This window comes from Streptomyces sp. NPDC054842 (assembly GCF_053611025.1).
Map to the genome: position 1 here is coordinate 1 of NZ_JBSGZN010000009.1, position 21,607 is coordinate 21,607.

Annotated in this window: 12 protein-coding genes; 9 read left to right on the plus strand and 3 right to left on the minus strand. The window is 72.3% G+C overall.

What is annotated here, in order from left to right:
* The first annotated feature begins 376 nt into the window (after positions 1 to 376).
* The 5 genes from ACWGIS_RS09295 to holA all read left to right on the plus strand — a co-directional run bounded on the left by ACWGIS_RS09295 (position 377) and on the right by holA (position 7,443).
* Positions 377 to 1,531: a helix-hairpin-helix domain-containing protein gene (locus ACWGIS_RS09295; protein WP_453361911.1), complete on the plus strand. Its 1,155-nt coding sequence runs from the start codon at positions 377 to 379 to the stop codon at positions 1,529 to 1,531.
* A gap of 116 nt (positions 1,532 to 1,647) precedes the next feature.
* The gene (locus ACWGIS_RS09300; protein ID WP_453361771.1) at positions 1,648 to 4,224 is read left to right on the plus strand and encodes a ComEC/Rec2 family competence protein; all 2,577 of its coding nucleotides are present in this window, start codon (positions 1,648 to 1,650) and stop codon (positions 4,222 to 4,224) included.
* Between the two features lie 493 nt (positions 4,225 to 4,717).
* Positions 4,718 to 5,530 (plus strand): arylamine N-acetyltransferase family protein, encoded by an 813-nt coding sequence (locus ACWGIS_RS09305; RefSeq protein ID WP_453361772.1) that lies wholly within the window; start codon positions 4,718 to 4,720, stop codon positions 5,528 to 5,530.
* A 474-nt stretch (positions 5,531 to 6,004) separates the two neighbouring features.
* The gene (locus ACWGIS_RS09310) at positions 6,005 to 6,250 is read left to right on the plus strand and encodes a hypothetical protein (protein WP_453361773.1); all 246 of its coding nucleotides are present in this window, start codon (positions 6,005 to 6,007) and stop codon (positions 6,248 to 6,250) included.
* Positions 6,251 to 6,456: 206 nt separating this feature from the next.
* Entirely contained in the window at positions 6,457 to 7,443 is a 987-nt protein-coding gene (gene holA / locus ACWGIS_RS09315; protein WP_453361774.1) for a DNA polymerase III subunit delta, read from the plus strand.
* A 1,015-nt stretch (positions 7,444 to 8,458) separates the two neighbouring features.
* Here holA and rpsT read toward each other — a convergent pair.
* The gene (gene rpsT, locus ACWGIS_RS09320) at positions 8,459 to 8,725 is read right to left on the minus strand and encodes a 30S ribosomal protein S20 (RefSeq protein ID WP_121403109.1); all 267 of its coding nucleotides are present in this window, start codon (positions 8,723 to 8,725) and stop codon (positions 8,459 to 8,461) included.
* A 307-nt stretch (positions 8,726 to 9,032) separates the two neighbouring features.
* Between rpsT and lepA the strand changes: the two genes are divergently transcribed.
* Together lepA and ACWGIS_RS09330 are read left to right on the plus strand one after the other, a co-directional pair.
* Positions 9,033 to 10,901, plus strand: coding sequence for a translation elongation factor 4 (lepA, locus tag ACWGIS_RS09325; RefSeq protein WP_355780567.1), 1,869 nt, complete (start codon positions 9,033 to 9,035; stop codon positions 10,899 to 10,901).
* 305 nt (positions 10,902 to 11,206) lie between these two features.
* Complete coding sequence (locus tag ACWGIS_RS09330; RefSeq protein ID WP_453361775.1) at positions 11,207 to 13,093, plus strand: AMP-dependent synthetase/ligase; 1,887 nt, start codon at positions 11,207 to 11,209, stop codon at positions 13,091 to 13,093.
* A 285-nt stretch (positions 13,094 to 13,378) separates the two neighbouring features.
* Here ACWGIS_RS09330 and ACWGIS_RS09335 read toward each other — a convergent pair whose 3' ends face one another.
* Positions 13,379 to 13,963 carry a response regulator gene (locus ACWGIS_RS09335; protein ID WP_453361776.1) on the minus strand — a complete coding sequence of 195 codons (585 nt, stop codon included), beginning with the start codon at positions 13,961 to 13,963 and terminating at the stop codon, positions 13,379 to 13,381.
* A gap of 12 nt (positions 13,964 to 13,975) precedes the next feature.
* On the minus strand, positions 13,976 to 18,124 hold the full coding sequence (locus ACWGIS_RS09340) for a HAMP domain-containing protein (RefSeq protein ID WP_453361777.1): 4,149 nt from the start codon (positions 18,122 to 18,124) through the stop codon (positions 13,976 to 13,978).
* Between the two features lie 102 nt (positions 18,125 to 18,226).
* On the opposite strand from ACWGIS_RS09340, the gene ACWGIS_RS09345 reads away from it, so the two are divergent.
* Both ACWGIS_RS09345 and hemW read left to right on the plus strand, forming a co-directional pair.
* Positions 18,227 to 20,260, plus strand: a complete 2,034-nt coding sequence (locus ACWGIS_RS09345; protein ID WP_453361778.1) for a SpoIIE family protein phosphatase — start codon at positions 18,227 to 18,229, stop codon at positions 20,258 to 20,260.
* A 22-nt stretch (positions 20,261 to 20,282) separates the two neighbouring features.
* Positions 20,283 to 21,515, plus strand: a complete 1,233-nt coding sequence (gene hemW / locus ACWGIS_RS09350; RefSeq protein ID WP_453361779.1) for a radical SAM family heme chaperone HemW — start codon at positions 20,283 to 20,285, stop codon at positions 21,513 to 21,515.
* Positions 21,516 to 21,607: the final 92 nt, after the last annotated feature.

A 21,607-nucleotide genomic window follows, 5' to 3' on the forward strand; every position in this document is an offset into this window, starting at 1 on the left:
GCCGCGCGGACCGCCCCGGCCGCGAGGGCGGCGCGGGCCTCGGGGCGCCCCCGGGCCCCGGGGTGCGGGGGGCGGGTGGCTCGTCCCGGTGAGGCCGGAGGGCCTTGGTGGTGAGACGGCGGGTCTCGGTGCGGCGGCGGGTCTCGGGGGACGGCGGGCCTTGCTGGGACGGCCGGTCTCAGTGAGGCGGCGGGATCGGGGCGGACGCCGGGCCTGGCTGCGGCGGCGGGTCTCGGTGGGAGGGCGCGCCTCAGCGTGAGGTGGCGGGCGGGTGGATTGCCCCGTTCGGGTGAGCGAGTTATCCACAACGGGGTCGTCGTCCACGGGATTCGACCAAGATCATCGCGAGAGTCACGGGCTGCCTCATCCTCGGCGCATGGCACTTCGATCTCGCTCACGTACAGGCATCGCGACCAGCGGCCCGGGCCGGGGTCCCGTCTCCGACGGGCGTACCCGTCATCGGCGGCACCACGCCCGCCTCCGGGGCGGACGTCATCAGGCATCGGCGGAGGTGCTCCGCCGACGGGCCGAGGCGCTCTTCGCCGAAAAAGCAGGAGAATCGGGCGGTTCTGACGACGAGCCGCCGGAAGGTTCGGACCATGGGCCGCCGGGAGGACGGGCGGGGGATGCCGCCCACGGCGGTGACGATCGTCGCGGTGGTGCCACGCATCGCGGGGGCGCCACCCGTCGCGGTGGCGTCACCCGTCGCGGTGGCGTCACTGCCGGTGCTTACGCGGATGCCGTCGCGGAGGCCGAGTCGGGGACGGGCGCCGACGTCGGCGGGGTGCCTCACGCCTGGCGCGAGCGGGTCGCGCCCGCGGTGCGGGAGCGGCTGCCGCTGTGGCTCCAGTCGCGGTGCGGACTGGAACGGCGAAGCGTGGCCGCGCTCACCGTCGTGCTCGTCGTCGCCGGGATCTTCGCGGCCCAGCACTTCTGGACGGGACGTACGCAACAGGTCCGCGCGCCGGAAGTCGTACGGGCGGCGGTTCCCTACGGGGAGGAAAGCGGAGGGGAAGGCACGAACCCGGAGTCCTCGACAGGCGCGCCGACACCGGCCGGAGGCAACGGCGCCGGCCCCGGCCCCGCGATCTATGTGGACGTCAGTGGCAAGGTTCGCAGTCCCGGTGTCCAGCGGCTGCCGGCCGGTTCACGGGTCGCCGACGCTCTTCGGGCGGCCGGCGGAGTGCGTCCCGGCACGAAGACCGAGGGACTGAACCGGGCACGTCTCCTGGTCGACGGCGAGCAGGTGGTGGTCGGCGGTCCCGCACCCCCGGCAGGCGTCGGCTCCGGCCAGGCGGGGGCCTCCGGCAGTACGGGGTTGGCCGGAGGGGCTCCCGCGGCGCCGATTTCCCTGAACTCCGCCACACCGGACCAATTGGACACGCTGCCGGGAGTCGGGCCCGTGCTGGCGCAGCACATCATCGACTATCGCGCCCAGCACGGGGGGTTCCGGTCGGTCGACGAACTGCGCGAGGTCAACGGCATCGGCGACCGCCGCTTCGCCGATCTCCGAAATCTCGTACGGCCATGAGCGCGGCGGGGACCACGGAGCACAGCGGGGCGGGGACCGCGGAGCGCAGCCGGTTGGGGACCGCAGAGCACAGCGGGTCGGGGACCCCGGAGCACAGGGCACCTGACCGCCCTGCGGTGCATGCCGTCTCGGGCAGACGGCTGGGGGCGTCGCACCCCCGCCAGGAAGGAGCGACGGACCTGCGGCTGGTGCCGCCCGCGCTGGCGGCCTGGGCGACCGCGGCGCTCGCCGTGCACGTGTCCGGCGCGTGGGTGACGGGTCTGGTCGTGGTCTGTCTCGCCGGGGCGGCCGTGCTGTTGCTGGCGCGGTGGAACGGGGCGCGGCGGGGAGCGCCACGGGACGGGAGGGTGAGCGGGCGGGAGTGTCCGAGCGGGTCACCCGTTGCCTCGGCGGGGCGGCGACGGCGAGACGGCGTTCAGGGTGTCTCGGGGGCGTGGCCGCGGGTTTCGGTGGCCGCCGTGCTGCTCTGTGTCGCCGCGGCCGCCACCTCCGCCGGTGTGCACGGGGCGGACCTGCGCCGAGGCCCCGTGCCGGACCTGGCCCGGCAGTACGCGCGGGTCACCGCAGAGGTGCAGCTCACCTCCGACCCCCGGCTCACCCGGCCCCGCGTCGGAGGCGACAGAACGGCTCCCACGGCCGTGCTGCTCGACGCGGAGGTGCGGCGGCTGACGAAGCCGGACGGGACGGTCGTGGCGACCCGCACGCCGGTGCTGGTGATCGTGGACGCGAGCGGCGACCGGAAGCGGGGAGGTGCGGGGCGTTCACCGTGGCTGGAGCTACTGCCGTCCACGCGGGTTCGGGTGTCCGCCCAGTTGGTGCCCGCCCTGACGGGTGGAGACCGGATCGCGGGTGTCCTGCGCGTGCGGGGCGGGGCGGCACCGAATGTGGTGGGTGAGCCGTCGGGTGCGCAGCGGCTCGCGGGCCGGCTGCGCGGCGGGCTGCGGCAGGCGACCGAGGGTCTGGACCCGGACGCGCGGGCGTTGCTGCCGGGCCTGGTCGTCGGTGACACCTCACGCGTCTCGCCGGAGCTGGACGAGGCGTTCAAGGAGACCGACCTCGCGCACCTGCTGGCGGTCAGCGGCGGCAATCTCGCGATCCTGCTGGTCCTGTTCATTGGACCGCCAGGGCTGGCGCAGCGGGCGGAGCGTCGCGGCCTGGCGGCCGGACTCGGCATGTCATTGCGGACAACCGCGCTGTTCGGGGGTGCGCTGACGCTCGGCTTCGTGATCGTGTGCCGACCGGACCCCAGTGTGCTCAGAGCCGCGGCGTGCGGTGCGATCGTGCTGCTCGCCATCGCGACCGGACGACGCAGGTCCCTGATCCCGGCGCTGGCCACCGCCGTCCTGGTCCTCGTGCTGTACGACCCGTGGCTGGCGCGGAGTTACGGCTTTCTGCTCTCCGTGCTGGCGACCGGCGCCCTGCTCACCGTCGCTCCGCGCTGGAGCGCCGCACTCCAGGGGCGCCGGGTACCGCCCCGGGTGGCCGAGGCGCTGGCCGCGGCGGCCGCCGCCCAGGTGCTGTGCGCGCCGGTGGTGGCGGTGTTGTCCGCCCGGGTGAGCCTCGTGGCGGTGCCGTGCAACCTCCTGGCCGAGTTCGCGGTCGCACCGGCCACGGTGCTGGGGTTCGCCGCCCTCGTGGCGGCACCGGCGGCGATGCCCGTCGCCAAGGCGCTGGCGTGGGGGGCGAGTTGGCCCGTCGGATGGATCGCGGACATCGCCCGCACCGGAGCCGCGCTGCCCGGCGCGGGGGTGGACTGGCCGGGCAGTTGGACGGGCGCGCTGCTGCTCGCCCTGGTCACGGCGGTTGTCGTCCTGGTCGGGCGGAGGCTGGTGAGGCACCCCTGGCTGTGCGGAGTCTGCGCCGTGCTGTTCCTGCTGGTCGTGGTGCAGCCGCCGCCGTTGACCCGGGTGATCACGGGCTGGCCGCCGCCGGGCTGGCGGTTCGCGGTGTGCGATGTGGGTCAGGGCGACGCGACCGTGCTCGCGGCGGGCGACGGCACGGGTGTGGTGGTGGACGCGGGACCGGACCCGGTGCTCGTCGACCGGTGCCTGAGCGAACTCGGCGTCACCAGAATCCCGTTGGTCGTGCTGACCCACTTCCACGCCGACCACGTGGCGGGGCTTCCGGGCGTGCTGCGAGGGCGCTCGGTGGGCGCCATCGAGACGACCGGCCTGGAAGAGCCGCCGTCACAGGCAGAGTTCGTGCGGTCCCAGGCGGCGGCACGGCAGATCCCGGTGACCCGGGCCGCGGCGGGGGAGCGGCGGCGTACCGGAGACCTCGACTGGCGGGTGGTGTGGCCGCCACCGGGTCCCGCCCCGTCGGCCGAGGGCCCGAACGACGCCAGTGTCGCCCTGCTCGTGCGGTCGGCGGGACTGTCCCTGCTGCTGCTCGGCGACCTGGAACCCGCGGCCCAGCAGGCCCTGTTGAGATCGCCCGACGGCGCGGGCCTGGGCGCCGTGGACGTGCTGAAGGTCGCCCACCACGGATCGGCGTACCAGGATCCGGAACTCATACGCAGGGTGGCTCCGCGGCTCGCGCTGATCTCGTGCGGTGAGGACAACCCGTACGGCCACCCGGCACCGAGCACGGTCGCCGCGCTGCGTTCCAAGGGGGCAGCGGTGATGCGCACGGACAAGGACGGGTCCATCGCCGTAACGGGCTCGGGTGAGGGGCTGCGGGTGGCGAGGGGGTGAGGGGATGACGGGATGAGGAGGTGAGGGGCGGGAGCGTGGGGCAGTTCCGGGGAGGCGTCGCGCGGTAGCGGCCTGGGTGGAAGGCGGGGGGCGTGTGGCGGGGCGGTCAGAGGCCGAGAGCTGGCCGACCGGTGGGGCGGTCCGGATGGGAGAGCAACCGGGGAGGAGGCGGCGGCGGAGGAGGGGCCGGGAAGGAGGGGCCGAACCAAGTGGTGGGCGGCGCGAGAGGAGGGAGCGGGTCGGGCGGCGGCGCGGGTCGAGAGTGAGGAGTGGGCGGGCGGCTGACCGGGCGGGGCCGAGACGAGGGGGCGGGCGGGTCGAGACGAGAGGGCGGGTGGGTCGAGAGGGAGGCGGCAGGTGGGCTCAGACGAGGGGGCAGGTGGGTCGAGAGGGAGGACAAGTAGGGCGGCGGGACGGGCGGCGGAGGGAGAATCAGCCGGATTGGGTGGCTCGGGACCGGGGCGTGCGGTGGTCGCGGAGAGAGACTGGCGCCATGAATAGCGCACAGATCGACGCCTACCTCAGTCGTATCGGGGCCGCCCGCCCCGAGCGGCCCACCGCCGAAGCGCTGCGCGAACTCCAGGTGCGGCATCTGCGGACTGTCCCGTTCGAGAACCTGTCGATCCACCTCGGTGAGGAGATCGTGCTGGAGGAGAAGCGGCTGTTGGACAAGGTGGTGGGGGCTCGCAGGGGCGGCTTCTGCTACGAACTGAACGGCGCGTTCGGGATGCTGCTGGCCGCTCTGGGCTTCGACGTGGCTCTGCTGGCGGCGCGGGTGCACGCGGCGGGGGGACGGCTCGGCGTCCCCTACGACCACCTCGCGCTGCGGGTGCGGACGTCGGACGGGGGCGACTTGCTGACCGACGTGGGCTTCGGGGCGCACAGTCACTGGCCGCTGGCTTTCGGGGAGAGGGGCGACCAGGTCGATCCGGCCGGCACGTTCCGTGTGGTGGAGGTGGAGGAGCCGGGCGGGGACGGTGTGCCGGGGTACGGGGATCTCGACGTGCTGCGGGACGGCGCCGGGCAGTACCGCCTGGAGACCCGCAGGCGTGTGCTCGGGGACTTCGTGACGGGAGCCTGGTGGCACAGCACGTCACCGGAGTCGCACTTCTCGAAGTCGCTGGTGTGTTCGCGGGTGACGGAGGACGGAGGGCGGATCACGCTGAGCGGCCGGAGCTTCACGGTGACCGCAGTCGACGGCACGAAGGAGGTGTCGGAGCTGGGTACGGACGAGGAGGTGCTGGGGGCGTACCGGGAGCGGTTCGGGATCGAGCTGGACCGGGTTCCGGTGGTGCGGGGAGTCTGATCGACTCGGGGTTGCCGGAGTCGACTCAGTGTCGCCTGGCCCGGTTCAGATCGGGCCCGGGGTCGCCGGGCTCGGTCCGGAGTCAGCCCGGGGTCGCCACGCCCGGTCCGGAGTCAGCCCGGGGTCGCCCGGTCCGGAGTCAGCCCGGGGTCGCCACGCCCGGTTCGGAGTCGGCCAGGGTCGCCAGGCCCGGTCCGGAGTCGTCCCAGGGTCGCCAGACCCCGTTCGGAGTCGTCCCCCGAGCGGCTGCGGATCGGCCGGAGTTGTCCCGAGATCGGCCGCGGATCGTCCGGGGGCGGGATGCTCACGTGACCCGTAGGCGACGACCCTGCCGTCTGCGCCCCTGCGCCCCTGCGCCCCTGCGCCCCTGCGCCCCTGCGTCCCTGCGCCCCTACTCCTTCGCTCCCTGGCGTCTGCTTCCTGTGAGGGTGGGCCCGGCGTCCTGGGCCGGCGGGCGTGGCGGAAAATGTCTCCGTGAGCGATGTGAGACATGTGCTGGTGCTGCCCGACCGTGATGCGGCGGAGGAGGCGTTGGAGGCACTCGGGGACCGGTTCGGCCTGACCGAGGAGCCGCAGCTCGTACGGGACGCACTGGCCGGTGAGGACGACGCCGAGGACGCGCAGTGGCTGGTCGTGCTGCGGGACGCGGAGGGTCGGCTCGTTGCCGAGGAACTGGACGAGTTCGCGGGCGAGTGGGACGGCTGGCGGGAGGAGCCGTAGCCGGGGGCCGACGCCCAGCTGTCGTCCCCGACGTCCGCCTTCCCTCCAGGCGACCCAGAAGCTCCCCGGCCGTGTGATCCCGCGTGATCAGGTTGAAGCTCCGCGGTCGCGTGATCAGGCAGGAGCTCCCCGGCCGCCTGATCAGGGCTGCGGGGGTCAGCGGGCGGGGCGGTGGGTTGTCAGTGGCCCGTGGGATGCTTGGCGCGATGGCCAGGAAGACTGCACAAGACGACCCCCTCGCCCCTGTCACGCTCGCCGTGGGACAGGAGGATCTGCTGCTCGACCGTGCCGTGCAGGAGGTCGTGGCCGCTGCCCGGGCCTCGGATGCCGACACGGATGTCCGGGATCTCACGCCGGACCAGTTGCAGCCGGGGACGCTCGCGGAGCTGACGAGCCCGTCGCTGTTCGCCGAGCGCAAGGTGGTCGTCGTACGGGACGCGCAGGATCTGTCCGCCGACACGATCAAGGACGTGAAGGCGTACTTCGGGGCGCCCGCGGAGGAGATCACCCTGGTGCTGCTCCACGCCGGTGGGGCCAAGGGCAAGGGGCTGCTCGACTCGGCGCGCAAAGTGGGAGCGCGCGAGGTGGCCTGCCCGAAGATGACGAAGCCGGCGGACCGGCTGGCGTTCGTGCGCGGTGAGTTCCGGGCGCTGGGCCGGTCGGCGACGCCCGAGGCGTGTCAGGCGCTGGTCGACTCCATCGGAAGCGACCTGCGGGAGCTGGCGTCGGCGGTGTCGCAGCTGACCGCGGATGTCGAGGGCACGATCGACGAGGTCGTGGTCGGGCGGTACTACACGGGGCGGGCCGAGGCGTCGAGCTTCACCGTGGCCGACCGGGCCGTGGAGGGGCGGGCGGCGGAGGCGTTGGAGGCGTTGCGCTGGTCCCTGTCGACCGGGGTCGCGCCGGTGATGATCACCAGCGCGCTGGCGCAGGGGGTGCGGGCGATCGGCAAGTTGTCGTCCGCGCGCGCGGGGCGGCCCGCCGATTTGGCCCGGGAGCTGGGCATGCCGCCGTGGAAGATCGACCGGGTGCGGCAGCAGATGCGGGGGTGGACTCCGGACGGGGTCGCCTACGCGTTGCGGGCGGTGGCCGAGGCCGACGCGGGGGTCAAGGGAGGCGGGGACGATCCCGAGTACGCGCTCGAGAAGGCGGTCGTCGCCATTGCCCGGGCGGCGCGGTCCAGGCGGGGCTGACTCCGAAGCGGGATGCGGCGGGCTGACTCTCCCGACCAGGCCGGAGGGACCTCGCCGCTGCCCAAGCGCGAACCGGAACCCGGGGCGACCGCCGGCCACGCAGAGGACCCGGCCCCCACAGCGCAAGCCGAAGACTCGCTAGCTCCCGATCCTGCCTACGGTCCCGGTCCACTCCCGGTCCCGATCCCGGTCCGGATCCCGCTCGCGCTCCTGTTCCGGGTCCCGGACCGCTCCCGCTCCTGCCCCCGGTCCCGGTCCACTCCCGGTCCCGATCCCGGTCCCGGTCCGGATCCCGCTCGCGCTCCTGTTCCGGGTCCCGGACCGCTCCCGCTCCTGCCCCCGGTCCCCGGCCCCGGTCCACTCCCGGTCCCGGTCCCGGTCTACTCCCGTCCCGGTCCGTATCCTGCCCCCCGTCCCCGTCCCCGTCCCCGTTCCCGTCCCCGGACCGCTCCTGCCGCCGGACGGCTCCCGCTCCTGCCCCCGGACCGCTCCTGCCCCCGGCCCCCGGTCCACTCCCGATCCCGATCCCGGCCCGCTCCGGATCCAGCTCCGGGTCCCGGTCCTGCCCCGCTCCAGCTCCCGCCCCTGTTCTCGGTCCCGCCCCCGCCCGGGCTCCCCGACCCACTCCCGAGCCCCTCACCCCCGCTCCCACACCTCCAGGCCCTCACCGCCCCGCCCCCCACCGCCTCCACCACTGCCGACCCCACCGCCCCACCACTCCCGCCCCCACCGCCTCCACCACTGCCGACCCCACCGCCCCACCACTCCCGCCCCTCCCACCCGCCCGCCATCACCCCCCCCACCCCCGAACACTCAATGCAAAAGCCCCGGCTGTCCCTCCTGGGGAAGGAGGGACGACCGGGGCCTTTGGAGCAAGCTCTGTGGATCCACGCCCGCGTGGCGAACGCAGGTCGCGCGTGGGTCCGGGGGTGTCGGGTGGGAGCGGAGAGAGAGGGCCCGCTCGGGTCCAGCCGACGGTCAAGTCAGGGGTCGAGCCCGCGAGGGCTCAGCCGACTCAGCCCTTGAGGGAAGCGACCTTCGAAGCAAGCGCCGACTTCTTGTTGGCGGCCTGGTTCTTGTGGATGACGCCCTTCGAGACGGCCTTGTCGAGCGCGCGCGACGCGTCGCGCGTGTACTCGGTGGCCTTCTCGACGTCACCCGCGGCAGCGGCCTCGCGGGCCTTGCGGATCGCGGTCTTCAGAGAGGACTTGACGGCCTTGTTGCGCAGCCGGGCCTTCTCGTTGGTCTTGATCCGCTTGATCTGGGACTTGATGTTCGCCACTGATGAGCCTTTTCAGGTTCAGGCGCGCGAGGGCAGGCCTCACGCGCCGGTGATTGATCTTCGAGTAGCTCCCCGGCGAACCGGCGGAACTGCTGCCCCGCTGGTAGCCCGGCGGAGCCGATACTCCTCCGGTGACCCGGTGGAGCCGTATGTGCCTCGTGCTGAGAGGGCATGAGACACAGCCACCCAGGCTACCAGTCGTCGCGGGGGCGGCCCAAACCGGTCGCAGCTCCGCGCCCGTGGGACCATGGAGCCTACGTATCGATCCGACCCGAGGCGACAGGCGCCTCAAGAGACAGGACCCTGCGTGCCCGCGACCCCTAACAATGTGCCCGAGCCGAGCCGTACCGCCCCGGCTCTGATCCGCAATTTCTGCATCATCGCGCACATCGACCACGGCAAGTCCACGCTCGCCGACCGCATGCTCCAGCTGACCGGGGTGGTCGACCAGCGGCAGATGCGTGCTCAGTACCTCGACCGTATGGACATCGAGCGCGAGCGTGGCATCACGATCAAGTCCCAGGCGGTCCGGCTGCCCTGGGCTCCCACGGAGGACCCGGGCAGGACCCACATCCTCAACATGATCGACACCCCCGGGCACGTCGACTTCACGTACGAGGTGTCCCGGTCCCTCGCGGCCTGCGAGGGCACGGTCCTGCTGGTCGACGCGGCCCAGGGCATCGAGGCGCAGACTCTCGCCAACCTCTACCTGGCGATGGAGAACGACCTCAAGATCATTCCCGTACTGAACAAGATCGACCTGCCGGCGGCGCAGCCGGAGAAGTTCTCCGAGGAGCTGGCCAACCTCATCGGGTGCGATCCCGACGACGTGCTGAAGGTCTCCGCGAAGACCGGCATGGGTGTCGAGGCGCTGCTCGACCGGGTCGTCGCGGAGGTGCCGGCCCCGGTCGGTGTCGCCGACGCCCCGGCGCGCGCGATGATCTTCGACTCGGTCTACGACTCCTACCGCGGTGTCGTGACGTACGTGCGTGTCATCGACGGGCAGCTCAACAAGCGTGAGCGCATCAGGATGATGTCCACCAACGCCACGCACGAGCTGCTGGAGATCGGCACCAACTCGCCCGAGATGCTGTCGGCCGACGGCCTCGGTGTCGGCGAGGTGGGGTACATCATCACCGGCGTGAAGGACGTCCGTCAGTCCAAGGTCGGTGACACGATCACCACCCTGAACAAGGGTGCGACCGAGGCGCTCGGCGGTTACAAGGACCCGAAGCCGATGGTCTTCTCGGGGCTGTATCCGCTCGACGGGTCCGACTACCCCGAGCTGCGTGACGCGCTCGACAAGCTCCAGCTCAACGACGCCGCGCTGGTGTACGAGCCGGAGACCTCGGCGGCGCTGGGCTTCGGCTTCCGGGTCGGCTTCCTCGGGCTGCTGCACCTGGACGTCATCCGCGAGCGGCTGGAGCGCGAGTTCGGGCTCGACCTCATCGCCACGGCGCCCAACGTGGTCTACCGCGTCCTCATGGAGGACGGCAGCGAGCACACGGTCACCAACCCGAGCGAGTTCCCCGAGGGCAAGATCAGTGAGGTGTACGAGCCCGTCGTACGCGCCACGATCCTCGCGCCCTCGGAGTTCATCGGCTCGATCATGGAGCTGTGCCAGACCCGCCGCGGTGTGCTGCTCGGCATGGACTACCTGTCCGAGGACCGGGTGGAGATCCGGTACACGCTGCCGCTCGCGGAGATCGTCTTCGACTTCTTCGACCAGCTGAAGTCCAAGACGCGCGGTTACGCCTCGCTCGACTACGAGCCCACCGGTGAGCAGACGTCGAGCCTGGTCAAGGTCGACATCCTGCTGCACGGCGACAAGGTGGACGCGTTCTCGGCGATCACCCACAAGGACGCGGCGTACGCCTACGGCGTGCGGCTCGTGGCCAAGCTGCGCGAGCTGATCCCGCGGCAGGCCTTCGAGGTGCCGATCCAGGCGGCCATCGGCTCGCGCGTCATCGCCCGCGAGACCATCCGCGCCATCCGCAAGGACGTCCTCGCCAAGTGCTACGGCGGTGACATCTCCCGGAAGCGGAAGCTGCTGGAGAAGCAGAAGGAGGGCAAGAAGCGCATGAAGATGGTGGGTTCCGTGGAGGTTCCGCAGGAGGCCTTCATCGCCGTGCTCTCCAGTGACGACAACGCCGGCTCGGGCAAGGGCAAGAAGTAGCCGCCCGGACCGAGAAGCAGCCGTCCGATACGCGGACGACGCCCGGAAACGGACCGGGCGGCAGGGGCCCGTTCCGCTCGTGTGCGGCGGGCCCCCTGTGCATGCGGGCGGTTGCTCTCTGTAGGAAGTGACAGGCCGCTGCCTCTTACGTACCAGGCGGTCGGGCCTTACTCTGATCTCTGCTCGGTAGTTACTCACGAGTTAAACAAGGCTTCGCGAGTGACGACAACACAGCCGCAACCAGCCAGCCGCACAGCAGTCGATCGAGCCAGTCGCACGCACTGTCGCGGGCCCCGGAGGATGTCGTGAGCGACACACAGACCCTGATCGAGAACCGTCCGCCCTCCGTGGCGGCCGTCTTCCTGGAGCGCGTGGCGGCCACGCCCGATGCCGAGGCCTACCGCTATCCCGTCCCATCCGCCACGGGCCAGGGCCCGGACGAGTGGAAGTCGCTGACCTGGGCGCAGGCCGCCGAGCGGGTCTACGCCATCGCGGCGGGCCTGATCGAGCTGGGCGTGCAGCCCGAGCAGCGCGTGGCGCTCGCCTCCTCCACCCGCGTCGAGTGGATCCTCGCGGACCTCGGCATCATGTGCGCCGGCGCGGCCACGACGACCGTGTACCCGCAGACGAACGCGGAGGAGTCCGCGTTCATCCTCTCCGACTCGGAGAGCAAGGTCCTGATCGCGGAGGACGCCGCGCAGCTCGCCAAGGCGCGCGCCAAGCGGGCCGAGCTGCCCGAGCTGACCCATGTCGTGGTCGTCGACCCCTCCGGCCTGGACGCCGGCGAGGACGAGGGCGACTGGGTGCTGACGCTCGCCGAGCTGGAGGCGCGCGGCGCCGCGTACCTGGAGAAGAACCCCGACCTGATCAAGGAGAAGGTCGGCGCGATCACCGCCGACCAGCTCGCCACGCTGATCTACACCTCGGGTACGACGGGTCGCCCCAAGGGTGTCCGGCTGCCGCACGACAACTGGTCGTACATGGCCAAGGCCACCGTCGCCACCGGTCTGATCACCAGTGACGACGTGCAGTACCTGTGGCTGCCGCTCGCCCACGTGTTCGGCAAGGTGCTCACCTCCGGGCAGATCGAGGTCGGCCACGTCACCGCCGTGGACGGCCGGGTCGACAAGATCATCGAGAACCTGCCGGTGGTGCAGCCCACCTACATGGCGGCCGTGCCGCGCATCTTCGAGAAGGTCTACAACGGGGTCGCGGCCAAGGCGCGGGCGGGCGGCGGCGCCAAGTACAAGATCTTCAAGTGGGCGGCCGAGGTCGCCCGCGAGTACGCGAAGGCCAGCCAGGACAACTTCCGGCGCACCGGCGTCGCCTCCGTCCCCTTCGCGCTCGGCGCCAAGCACAAGGTCGCCGACACCCTGGTCTTCGCCAAGATCCGCGAGGCCTTCGGCGGCAACCTGCGCGCCTGCGTCTCCGGCAGCGCAGCGCTCGCGCCGGAGATCGGCTACTTCTTCGCCGGCGCCGGCATCCACATCCTGGAGGGCTACGGGCTCACCGAGTCCTCCGCCGCCTCCTTCGTGAACCCCGGCGAGGCCTACCGCACCGGCACGGTCGGCAAGCCGCTGCCCGGCACCGAGGTGCGCATCGCGGACGACGGCGAGATCCTGCTGCGCGGCCCCGGCATCATGGAGGGCTACCACGGGCTGCCCGAGAAGACCGCCGAGGTGCTGGAGTCCGACGGCTGGTTCCACACCGGCGACATCGGCGAGCTGTCCCCGGACGGCTACCTGCGGATCACCGACCGCAAGAAGGACCTGATCAAAACGTCCGGCGGCAAGTACATCGCGCCCGCCGAGGTCGAGGGCCAGTTCAAGGCCGTGTGCCCGTACGTCTCCAACATCCTGGTGCACGGCGCCGACCGGAACTTCTGCACCGCGCTCATCGCCCTGGACGAGCCGTCCATCCTGGACTGGGCGAAGGAGAACGGCCTGGAGGGCAAGTCGTACGCCGAGGTCGTCGCGGCCCCGGTCACGGTCGAGATGGTCGAGGGCTACGTCAAGCAGCTCAACGACGGTCTCCAGCGCTGGCAGACCATCAAGAAGTTCCGGCTGCTGCCGCGGGACCTGGACGTGGAGCACGGGGAGATCACCCCGAGCCTGAAGCTGAAGCGCCCGGTCGTGGAGCGGCAGTACAAGCACCTCATCGAGGAGATGTACGCGGGCTCGCGCGAGGCGTAGCCACCCGGCGGTGCGGGTGCGGGGCCGGCGATCCCCGGCCCCGCACCGGCATGTCGTGACGGTGCGGCCGGCTCCGGGCTCCCGGACCAGGAGGTCGTGTGGGGACCGGCGGTCCGCTGTCCCCGCACCGGTACATCATGAGAGGCCGCGGCCCCGCGTGCGCCCGCACCGGCACGTCGTGACGGGATCGGCCGCCCCCGGGCTCCCGTAGCGGCGGCAGGTCGTGACAGGTCCGGGGCCCGCCCCTCCCCGTACCCGCAGGTGCTGGCAGGCCGGGAGCCGGGGCTACAGGCCGCGTCCGTGCCGCATCTCCGTGAGCAGGTCCTCCATCTTCCGGAGCCGGCCGCGCAGTGCGGCGGGGTCCGTGATGCCGCCGGCCGTCACGTGGGTCTCGACCTCCCGCAGATGCTCGGCCAGTTCGTCGAACCGGGCCTGCTCGCGGGCCAGCATCCGCTCCAGCTGACGGCTCTTGCGGTGCAGATCGAGGAAGACGGTCACCTTGGCGCGCAGCACCCACGGGTCGAAGGGCTTCGTCAGATAGTCCGCGGCGCCCGTCGCGTACCCGCGGAAGGCGTAGCCCGCGTCGGCGTCCGTGCCGGTCAGGAAGATGATCGGGACGTCCTTGGTCTGGTCGAGCCGCTTGATGTTCGCGGCGGTCTCGAAGCCGTCCATGCCCGGCATCCGGATGTCGAGCAGGACGACGGCGAACCGCTGCCGCAGCAGGGCCTTCATCGCCTCCTCGCCCGAACGCGCCCGCACCAGCGGCTCGTTGAGCGACCCCAGGACGGCTTCCAGGGCGACCAGGTTGTCCTCCATGTCGTCCACCAGGAGGATGCTCGCGCGCTCGTCGGTCCTTGCCTCAGCGCTCATCGTGACGGTGCCTCACTCGGTCGGCGGCGGTACGGCGGGCTCCGCCGGGGAGCCCGGTCCCGGGACGGCGGACCCGGCGCGGGGGTCCGGCGCACCGCCGGCGGCCGGGTCCGCGGGGTCGAGGAGCGCGCAGACGACGGTCAGCAGCTGATCGACGTCCACCGGCTTGGGTACGTAGTCGTTGGCGCCCCGCGCGATGGACTTCTCGCGGTCTCCCGGCATCGCCTTCGCGGTCAGCGCGACGATGGGCAGACCCGCCCAGCGGGGGGTGCGGCGGATGGCGGCGATCGTCTCGTAGCCGTCCATCTCCGGCATCATGATGTCCATCAGGACCAGTTCGACGTCCGGGTTGCGTTCCAGTGTCTCTATGCCCTCGCGCCCGTTCTCCGCGTACAGGACCGGCATGCCGACCCGGCCCAGCACGTGGGTGAGGGCGAAGACGTTGCGGATGTCGTCGTCCACGATCAGTACGCGCCGGCCGGGCAGGACCCGGCCGGCCCGGCCCGCCTTCCACGCCTCCAGCTTGGTGAGCGTCGGCCAGGAGTCCTCGGTGTCGTGCGCCGTGTAGGGCTCCGTGGACAGCTGCTCGGGCACGGGTGGCCTGCGGTCCTCGGCGACCGCCCCGCTCGCCGCGTGCCCGGGGCTGATGACCGGGACGTACAGCGTGAAGGTGGAGCCCTGGCCCGGGGCGCTCTCGGCGACGATGCGGCCGCCGAGGAGCCCGGCGATCTCCCTGCTGATGGAGAGCCCGAGGCCGGTGCCGCCGTACTTGCGGTTGGTGGTGCCGTCGGCCTGCTGGAACGCCTCGAAGATCACCGGGAGTTTCTCCGGGGCGATGCCGATGCCGGTGTCGGAGACCGCGAAGGCGATCACGTCGTCGCTGTTCTCACGGGTGAAGAGGTGCTCGGGGTCCTTGAGCCGGCTGACCCGCAGCTCGACGCGCCCGTTCGCGGTGAACTTGATCGCGTTCGACAGGAGGTTGCGCAGGATCTGCTGGAGCCGCTGCTCGTCCGAGTACATCTCCCGCGGTACGTCCTCGCCGACCGAGACCTCGAAGGCGAGCCCCCGGTCGATGGTGAGCGGGCGGAAGGTGGCGTGGACGTAGTCGAGCAGTTTGATCAGCGGCAGCTTCTTCGGGCGTACGTCCATCCGGCCGGCCTCGATCTTCGAGAGGTCGAGGATGTCGTTGATCAGCTGGAGCAGGTCGGACCCCGAGCGGTGGATGGTGGTGGCGAACTGCACCTCCTGGTCGGAGAGGCGGCCGTCCGGGTTGTCGGAGAGCAGCCGGGCCAGGATGAGCAGGGAGTTCAGCGGGGTCCGCAGCTCGTGGGACATGTTCGCCAGGAACTCGGACTTGTACTGCGAGGAGGTCGCCAGCAGCGCGGCCTTCTCCTCCAGTTCGGCGTTGGAGCGCTGGAGTTCGCCCTGCTGGCGCTGGAGTTCGTCCGAGCGTTCCTGGAGCTGGGTGGCGAGCCGCTGGGACTCGCCGAGCAGCGACTCGGTGCGGGAGTTGGCGATGATGGTGTTGATCGCGACGCCGATGGTGTTCACGAACTGGTCGAAGAAGGCCAGGTGGACGTCGGAGAAGCGGGAGAACGACGCCAGCTCGATCACGCCCAGCAGCTTGTCCTCGAAGAGGATCGGGATGATCACGACGCTGGCCGGGGCGGCCTCGCCGAGCCCGCTGTTGATCTTGATGTAGTCCGGCGGGGCCTCCTCCACGAGGATGCGCTTCTTCTCCCGCGCCGCCTGCCGGACCAGCCCGTGCACCGGCATGCCGCCCGTGTCGACCGTCGCGCCCTGCGCCGAGCCGTACCCGGCGATGAACGCGAGCCCCTTCGCGGGGATGGCGGTCCGCAGGGACTCGTCCTCGGGGTCGGCCAGGAAGAACGCGCCGTACTGCGCGTTCACCAGCGGGGTCAGCTCGCGCAGGATCAGGTCGGCGACCTCCATCAGGTCGCGGTGCCCCTGCATCAGCGCGGCGAGGCGGGCGAGGTTGGACTCCAGCCAGTCCTTCGCGCGGGTGGTCTCGCGGAGGTTGGCCACCATCAGGTTGATGTTGTCCTTGAGCTCGGTGACCTCGCCCTGCGTCTCCACCGTGATCGAGCGGGACATGTCGCCCTGGGCCACGGCCGAGGCCACCTCGGCGATGGCGCGGACCTGAGTGGTCAGGTTCAGGGCGAGTTCGTTGACGTTCGTCGTCAGCCGCTTCCAGGTGCCGTACACGCCCTCCACCCGGGCCTGGCCGCCCAGTTGCCCCTCGCTGCCCACCTCGCGGGCCACGCGGGTGACCTCGGAGGAGAAGGACGACAGCGTGTCCACCATGGTGTTGATGGTGGTCTTGAGCTCCAGGATCTCGCCGCGCGCGTCCACGTCGATCTTCTTGGACAGGTCGCCCTGCGCGACCGCGGTGGCGACCTGCGCGATGTTGCGGACCTGCGAGGTCAGGTTGTCCGCCATGTAGTTCACGTTGTCCGTCAGGTCGCGCCAGACCCCGGAGACGCCGAGCACCTGGGCCCGGCCGCCCAGCCGCCCGTCGGTGCCGACCTCGCGGGCCACCCGTGTCACCTCGTCGGCGAAGGCGCGCAGTTGCTCCACCATCGTGTTGACGGTGTCCTTCAGCTCCAGGATCTCGCCGCGGGCGTCCACGGTGATCTTCTTGGAGAGGTCGCCGTTGGCCACCGCGGTGGTGACCTGGGCGATGTTGCGGACCTGCGAGGTCAGGTTCAGGGCCATGAAGTTGACGTTGTCGGTGAGGTCCTTCCAGACGCCCGACACCCCGCGGACCTGGGCCTGGCCGCCGAGGTTGCCCTCGGTGCCGACCTCGCGGGCGACCCTGGTGACCTCGTCGGCGAAGGCGGAGAGCTGGTCGACCATCGTGTTGATGGTCGATTTGAGTTCGAGGATCTCGCCCTTCGCCTCGACGGTGATCTTCTTGCCCAGGTCGCCCTGCGCCACCGCCGTGGACACCAGGGCGATGTTGCGGACCTGTGAAGTCAGGTTGTCCGCCATGAAGTTGACGTTGTCGGTGAGGTCCTTCCAGACGCCCGACACCCCGCGCACCTGGGCCCGCCCGCCGAGGTTGCCCTCGGTGCCGACCTCGCGGGCGACCCTGGTGACCTCGTCGGCGAAGGCGGAGAGCTGGTCGACCATCGTGTTGATGGTCGACTTCAGTTCGAGGATCTCGCCCTGGGCGTCGACAGTGATCTTCTGGCTGAGGTCGCCGTTGGCGACGGCCGTGGTCACCTGGGCGATGTTGCGGACCTGCGACGTCAGGTTCGACGCCATGAAGTTGACGTTGTCGGTGAGGTCCTTCCAGACCCCGGAGACGCCCCGCACCTGCGCCCGGCCGCCCAACTGGCCCTCGGTTCCCACCTCCCGGGCCACGCGGGTGACCTCGTCGGCGAACGCGGAGAGCTGGTCCACCATCGTGTTCACGGTGAGCTTGAGTTCGAGCAGCTCGCCGGTCGCCTCGACCGTCACCGTCCGGGTCAGGTCGCCGCGCGCCACCGCCGTGGTCACCAGCGCGATGTCCCGCACCTGGGCGGTCAGCCGGGAGGCCATGGTGTTGACCGCCTCCGTCACGTCCCGCCAGCTCCCCGACAGCCCCTGCGCCTTGGCCCGGCCGCCGAGCCGCCCCTCGGTGCCGACCTCGCGGGCGACCCGGGTCACCTCGCCGGTGAACAGCGACAGCTGGTCCACCATCTTGTTGACCGCCCGGCCCAGCCGGCGCAGATCGCCCCGCAGCTGCCGGTTGCCGTCGTGCAGGTCGACCCGCTGGGTCAGATCGCCGCCCGCCACCGCGTCCAGGACCCGGGTCGCGTTCGCCGCCGGCGCCACCAGGGCGTCGAGGAGCTGGTTCACGTCGTCGACCCGGGACGTCCAGCTGCCCTGACCCGGGCTCGCCGACAGCCGCTCGTCCAGCCGGCCGTGGCGCACCAGCTCGCGGCGGACCCGCTGCACCTCCGTGCTGAAGTGCATGTTCCGGTCCATCACCTGGTTGAAGGCCGTGCTCAGCTCGGCCACCAGCCCGTGCCCGGTCTCCGGCACCTTGGTGAAGTAGCCGTCCCTGACCGCGGTCAGCGCGGCGAGCAGCGGACGCAGATCCGATGCCCGGATACGACCGTCTTCGACCGCATGCCCGGCACTGTTCTCACTCATGGCGGCCCACTTCGGTGACTCGGCGCTTATGGGCACGCTCAGTCTGTCACCCTGTCCGCATCGGCTGAGGTGATTCGTCCGAACTGCTCAGGGAGACGCACAGTGGGGCCCATACCGACGCAAGGGGAGACCCTGTCCCGGGCCCGGGGTGCCCCCGGGCGCACCGGCACGGGCCGGCGCGCGGTGGCCCGTACGACCCTGCCCGGCGGTCCGCTCGCCCCCGCCGCCGCCCGCCGCTTCGTCCGGGCCGCGCTCACGGACTGGGCCGAACACGCCCTGACGGGCCCGGTCGCGGTCACCGACCGGCTGCTCGACGACGCCGCCGTGATCGTCAGCGAACTCGTCACCAACGCCGTCGTGCACGCCGGGACGGACGTCGAGCTGCTCTGCCGCCTCGACCGGGACGACCCCCTTGAGCCGGACGCCGACGAGGACGGACCGGACACCCTCGGCGGCCACGACACGGCCGGACTCGTCCTGGAGGTCGCCGACCACCACCCCTCCCGCGGCGTACGGGACGACGGCACCGAGCGCCCGAACGGCACCCCCGAGTACGGCCGCGGGCTCCGCCTGGTCTCCGCGCTCTCCGGCGAATGGGGCGTGACGTACCGGACCGGCGTCAAGACCGTGTGGGCGCGGCTCCCCGTCGGCGGGCCGGCTCCGGCCGACGGCGGGAGCGAGCCGCACGCCCCCGCACCGGCCGCCGGGCCCCGGACGGCCGCCGCAGGACCGCCCGGCCCCGGCCCGCACCACACCGCCCGGCGGGACCACGACTGGGTCAGCCGCGGCGCCCTCTCCTTCCTCGCCGAGGCCTCCGACCTGCTCGCGGGACAGCTCGACGAGGACCTGGTCGCGGCGCTCGCCGGACAGCTCCTCGTGCCCCGCATCGCCGACTGGTGCGCCGTCTGGCTGGAGGACGAGGCCACCGCCTGGCGGGGCTCCGATCGGCCCGGCGGCGCCACCGGGCCGCGGCTGGCCCGGGTCTGGCACGGCAGCGAGAACCGCATCGAGGAACTGCGCCGCGCCCTGGAGAAGGACCCGCCGCGGCTGCCCGACTCGGTGCGCTCCCGGGCCGTCCCGGTGCCCTGGCCCGGCGAGGACCGGGGCCCGCACGGAGCGCCCGGCGCGGCCCTGGCGTACCGGCTGATCGCCGGTGGGCGGCCGCTGGGCACCCTCGTCATCGGACGCGCCGGACTGACCGGCTTCCCCGACGAGGTCACCGGACTCGTCGAGGACCTCAGCCGCCGGATCGCGCTCGCCGTCGGCGCCGCCCGCCAGTACGCGCGCCAGGCCACCATCAGCCGGGTCCTCCAGCGCGGCCTGCTGCCCGGCGCCGTCGCCGAGATCCCCGGCGTGCGCAGCGCCCTCGTGTACGAGCCGTGCGACAAGGGCGGCCCGAGCGGCGACTTCTACGACCTGTTCCCGGCCGGGGACGGGCGCTGGTGCTTCGCGGTCGGCGACGTCCAGGGCAAGGGCCCCGAGGCCGCCGTCGTCATCGGGCTCGCCCGGCCCTGGCTGCGGCTGCTGGCCCGCGAGGGCTACGCCGTCGCGGACGTCCTGGACCGCCTCAACCAGCTGCTGCTCGACGACGCGACCGAGGCGGCCGACGCCGCGGCCCGCGCCCTGGTCGCGTCGGGCGGGCCCGGGCTCGTCGACGCCGAGGGCCCGCAGACGCGGTTCCTCTCCCTGCTCCACGGCGAGCTGGTGCCCTTCGACGGAGGCGTGCGGTGCACCCTCGCCTCCGCCGGCCACCCGCTGCCGCTCCTCCTGCGGCCCGACGGCTCCGTCCGGGAGGTGGCCGCCCCGCAGATGCTGCTCGGCGTCGTGGAGGACGCGGCCTACACCGCCGAGACCTTCGAGCTGCACCCCGGCGACACCGTGCTGTGCGTCACGGACGGGGTGACCGAGCGCCGCGACGGCTCCCGCCAGTTCGACGACCACGACGGACTCGCGACCGCCCTCGCGGGCTGCGCCGGACTGAGCGCCCAGCTGATCGCGGAGCGGATCCGGCGGCTCGTGCACGCCTTCGGGAACAAGCCGCCGGAGGACGACCTGGCCCTCCTCGTCCTCCAGGCGGAACAGCCCGGCCGGCCGCTTCCAGCCGGCCGGCCGGACCACGCGGACGGGGCCGGGTGAGCCGTGCTGGACAATGGAGGGCATGCCTTCCGCACTCCCCGACGGTGAGCCCGTCCCCGACGACGGGGCGCTGCCCGCGCACGCCCTGGCCGGGGCCGCCGAGCGCGCCCTCGGGTTCTACCTCCACGTCCCGTACTGCGCGACCCGCTGCGGCTACTGCGACTTCAACACCTACACGGCCACCGAGCTGCGGGGCACCGGGGGCGTGCTCGCCTCCCGCGACAACTACGCGTCGACCCTGGTCGACGAGGTCCGGCTGGCCCGCAAGGTGCTGGGCGACGACCCGCGCCCCGTCCGCACGGTCTTCGTCGGCGGCGGTACGCCCACGCTGCTGGCCGCCGACGACCTCGTACGGATGCTGGCCGCCGTCCGCGACGAGTTCGGGCTCGCGGACGACGCCGAGATCACCACCGAGGCGAACCCGGAGTCGGTCGACCCCGCCTACCTCGCCACCCTGCGCGCCGGCGGCTTCAACCGGATCTCCTTCGGCATGCAGAGCGCCCGGCAGCACGTCCTCAAGGTGCTCGACCGCACCCACACCCCCGGCCGGCCCGAGGCCTGTGTCGCCGAGGCCCGAGCCGCCGGCTTCGACCACGTCAACCTGGACCTGATCTACGGCACCCCGGGGGAGACCGACGACGACTGGCGGGCCTCCCTGGACGCGGCCCTCGGCGCCGGCCCCGACCATGTCTCCGCGTACGCGCTGATCGTGGAGGAGGGCACCCAGCTCGCCCGCCGCATCCGCCGCGGCGAGGTCCCCATGACCGACGACGACGTGCACGCCGACCGGTACCTCATCGCCGACGAGGTGCTCGCGGCGGCGGGCTTCGACTGGTACGAGGTCTCGAACTGGGCCACCTCGGACGCCGGACGCTGCCTGCACAACGAGCTGTACTGGCGCGGCGCCGACTGGTGGGGCGCCGGGCCCGGCGCCCACAGCCACGTCGGCGGGGTGCGCTGGTGGAACGTGAAGCACCCCGGGGCGTACGCGGCGGCGCTGGCCGCCGGCCGGTCCCCGGGCGCCGGACGCGAACTCCTCGCCGACGAGGACCGGCGGGTCGAGCGCATCCTGCTCGAACTGCGGCTGCGCGAGGGCTGCCCGCTCTCCCTGCTCAGGCCCGACGGCCTCGCGGCCTCCCGCCGCGCCCTGTCCGAAGGACTCCTCGAAGCCGGGCCGTACGAGGCCGGGCGGGCCGTGCTCACCCTGCGCGGGCGGCTGCTCGCGGACGCGGTGGTGCGCGACCTGGTGGACTGAGGTACCCCGCTCTCCTCCGTATCCTGGGGCCACGCCCTCCGGGGGCCTTGTGCCGCGCTGACGCGCTTGTCCTCAAGCGCCGGACGGGCTGG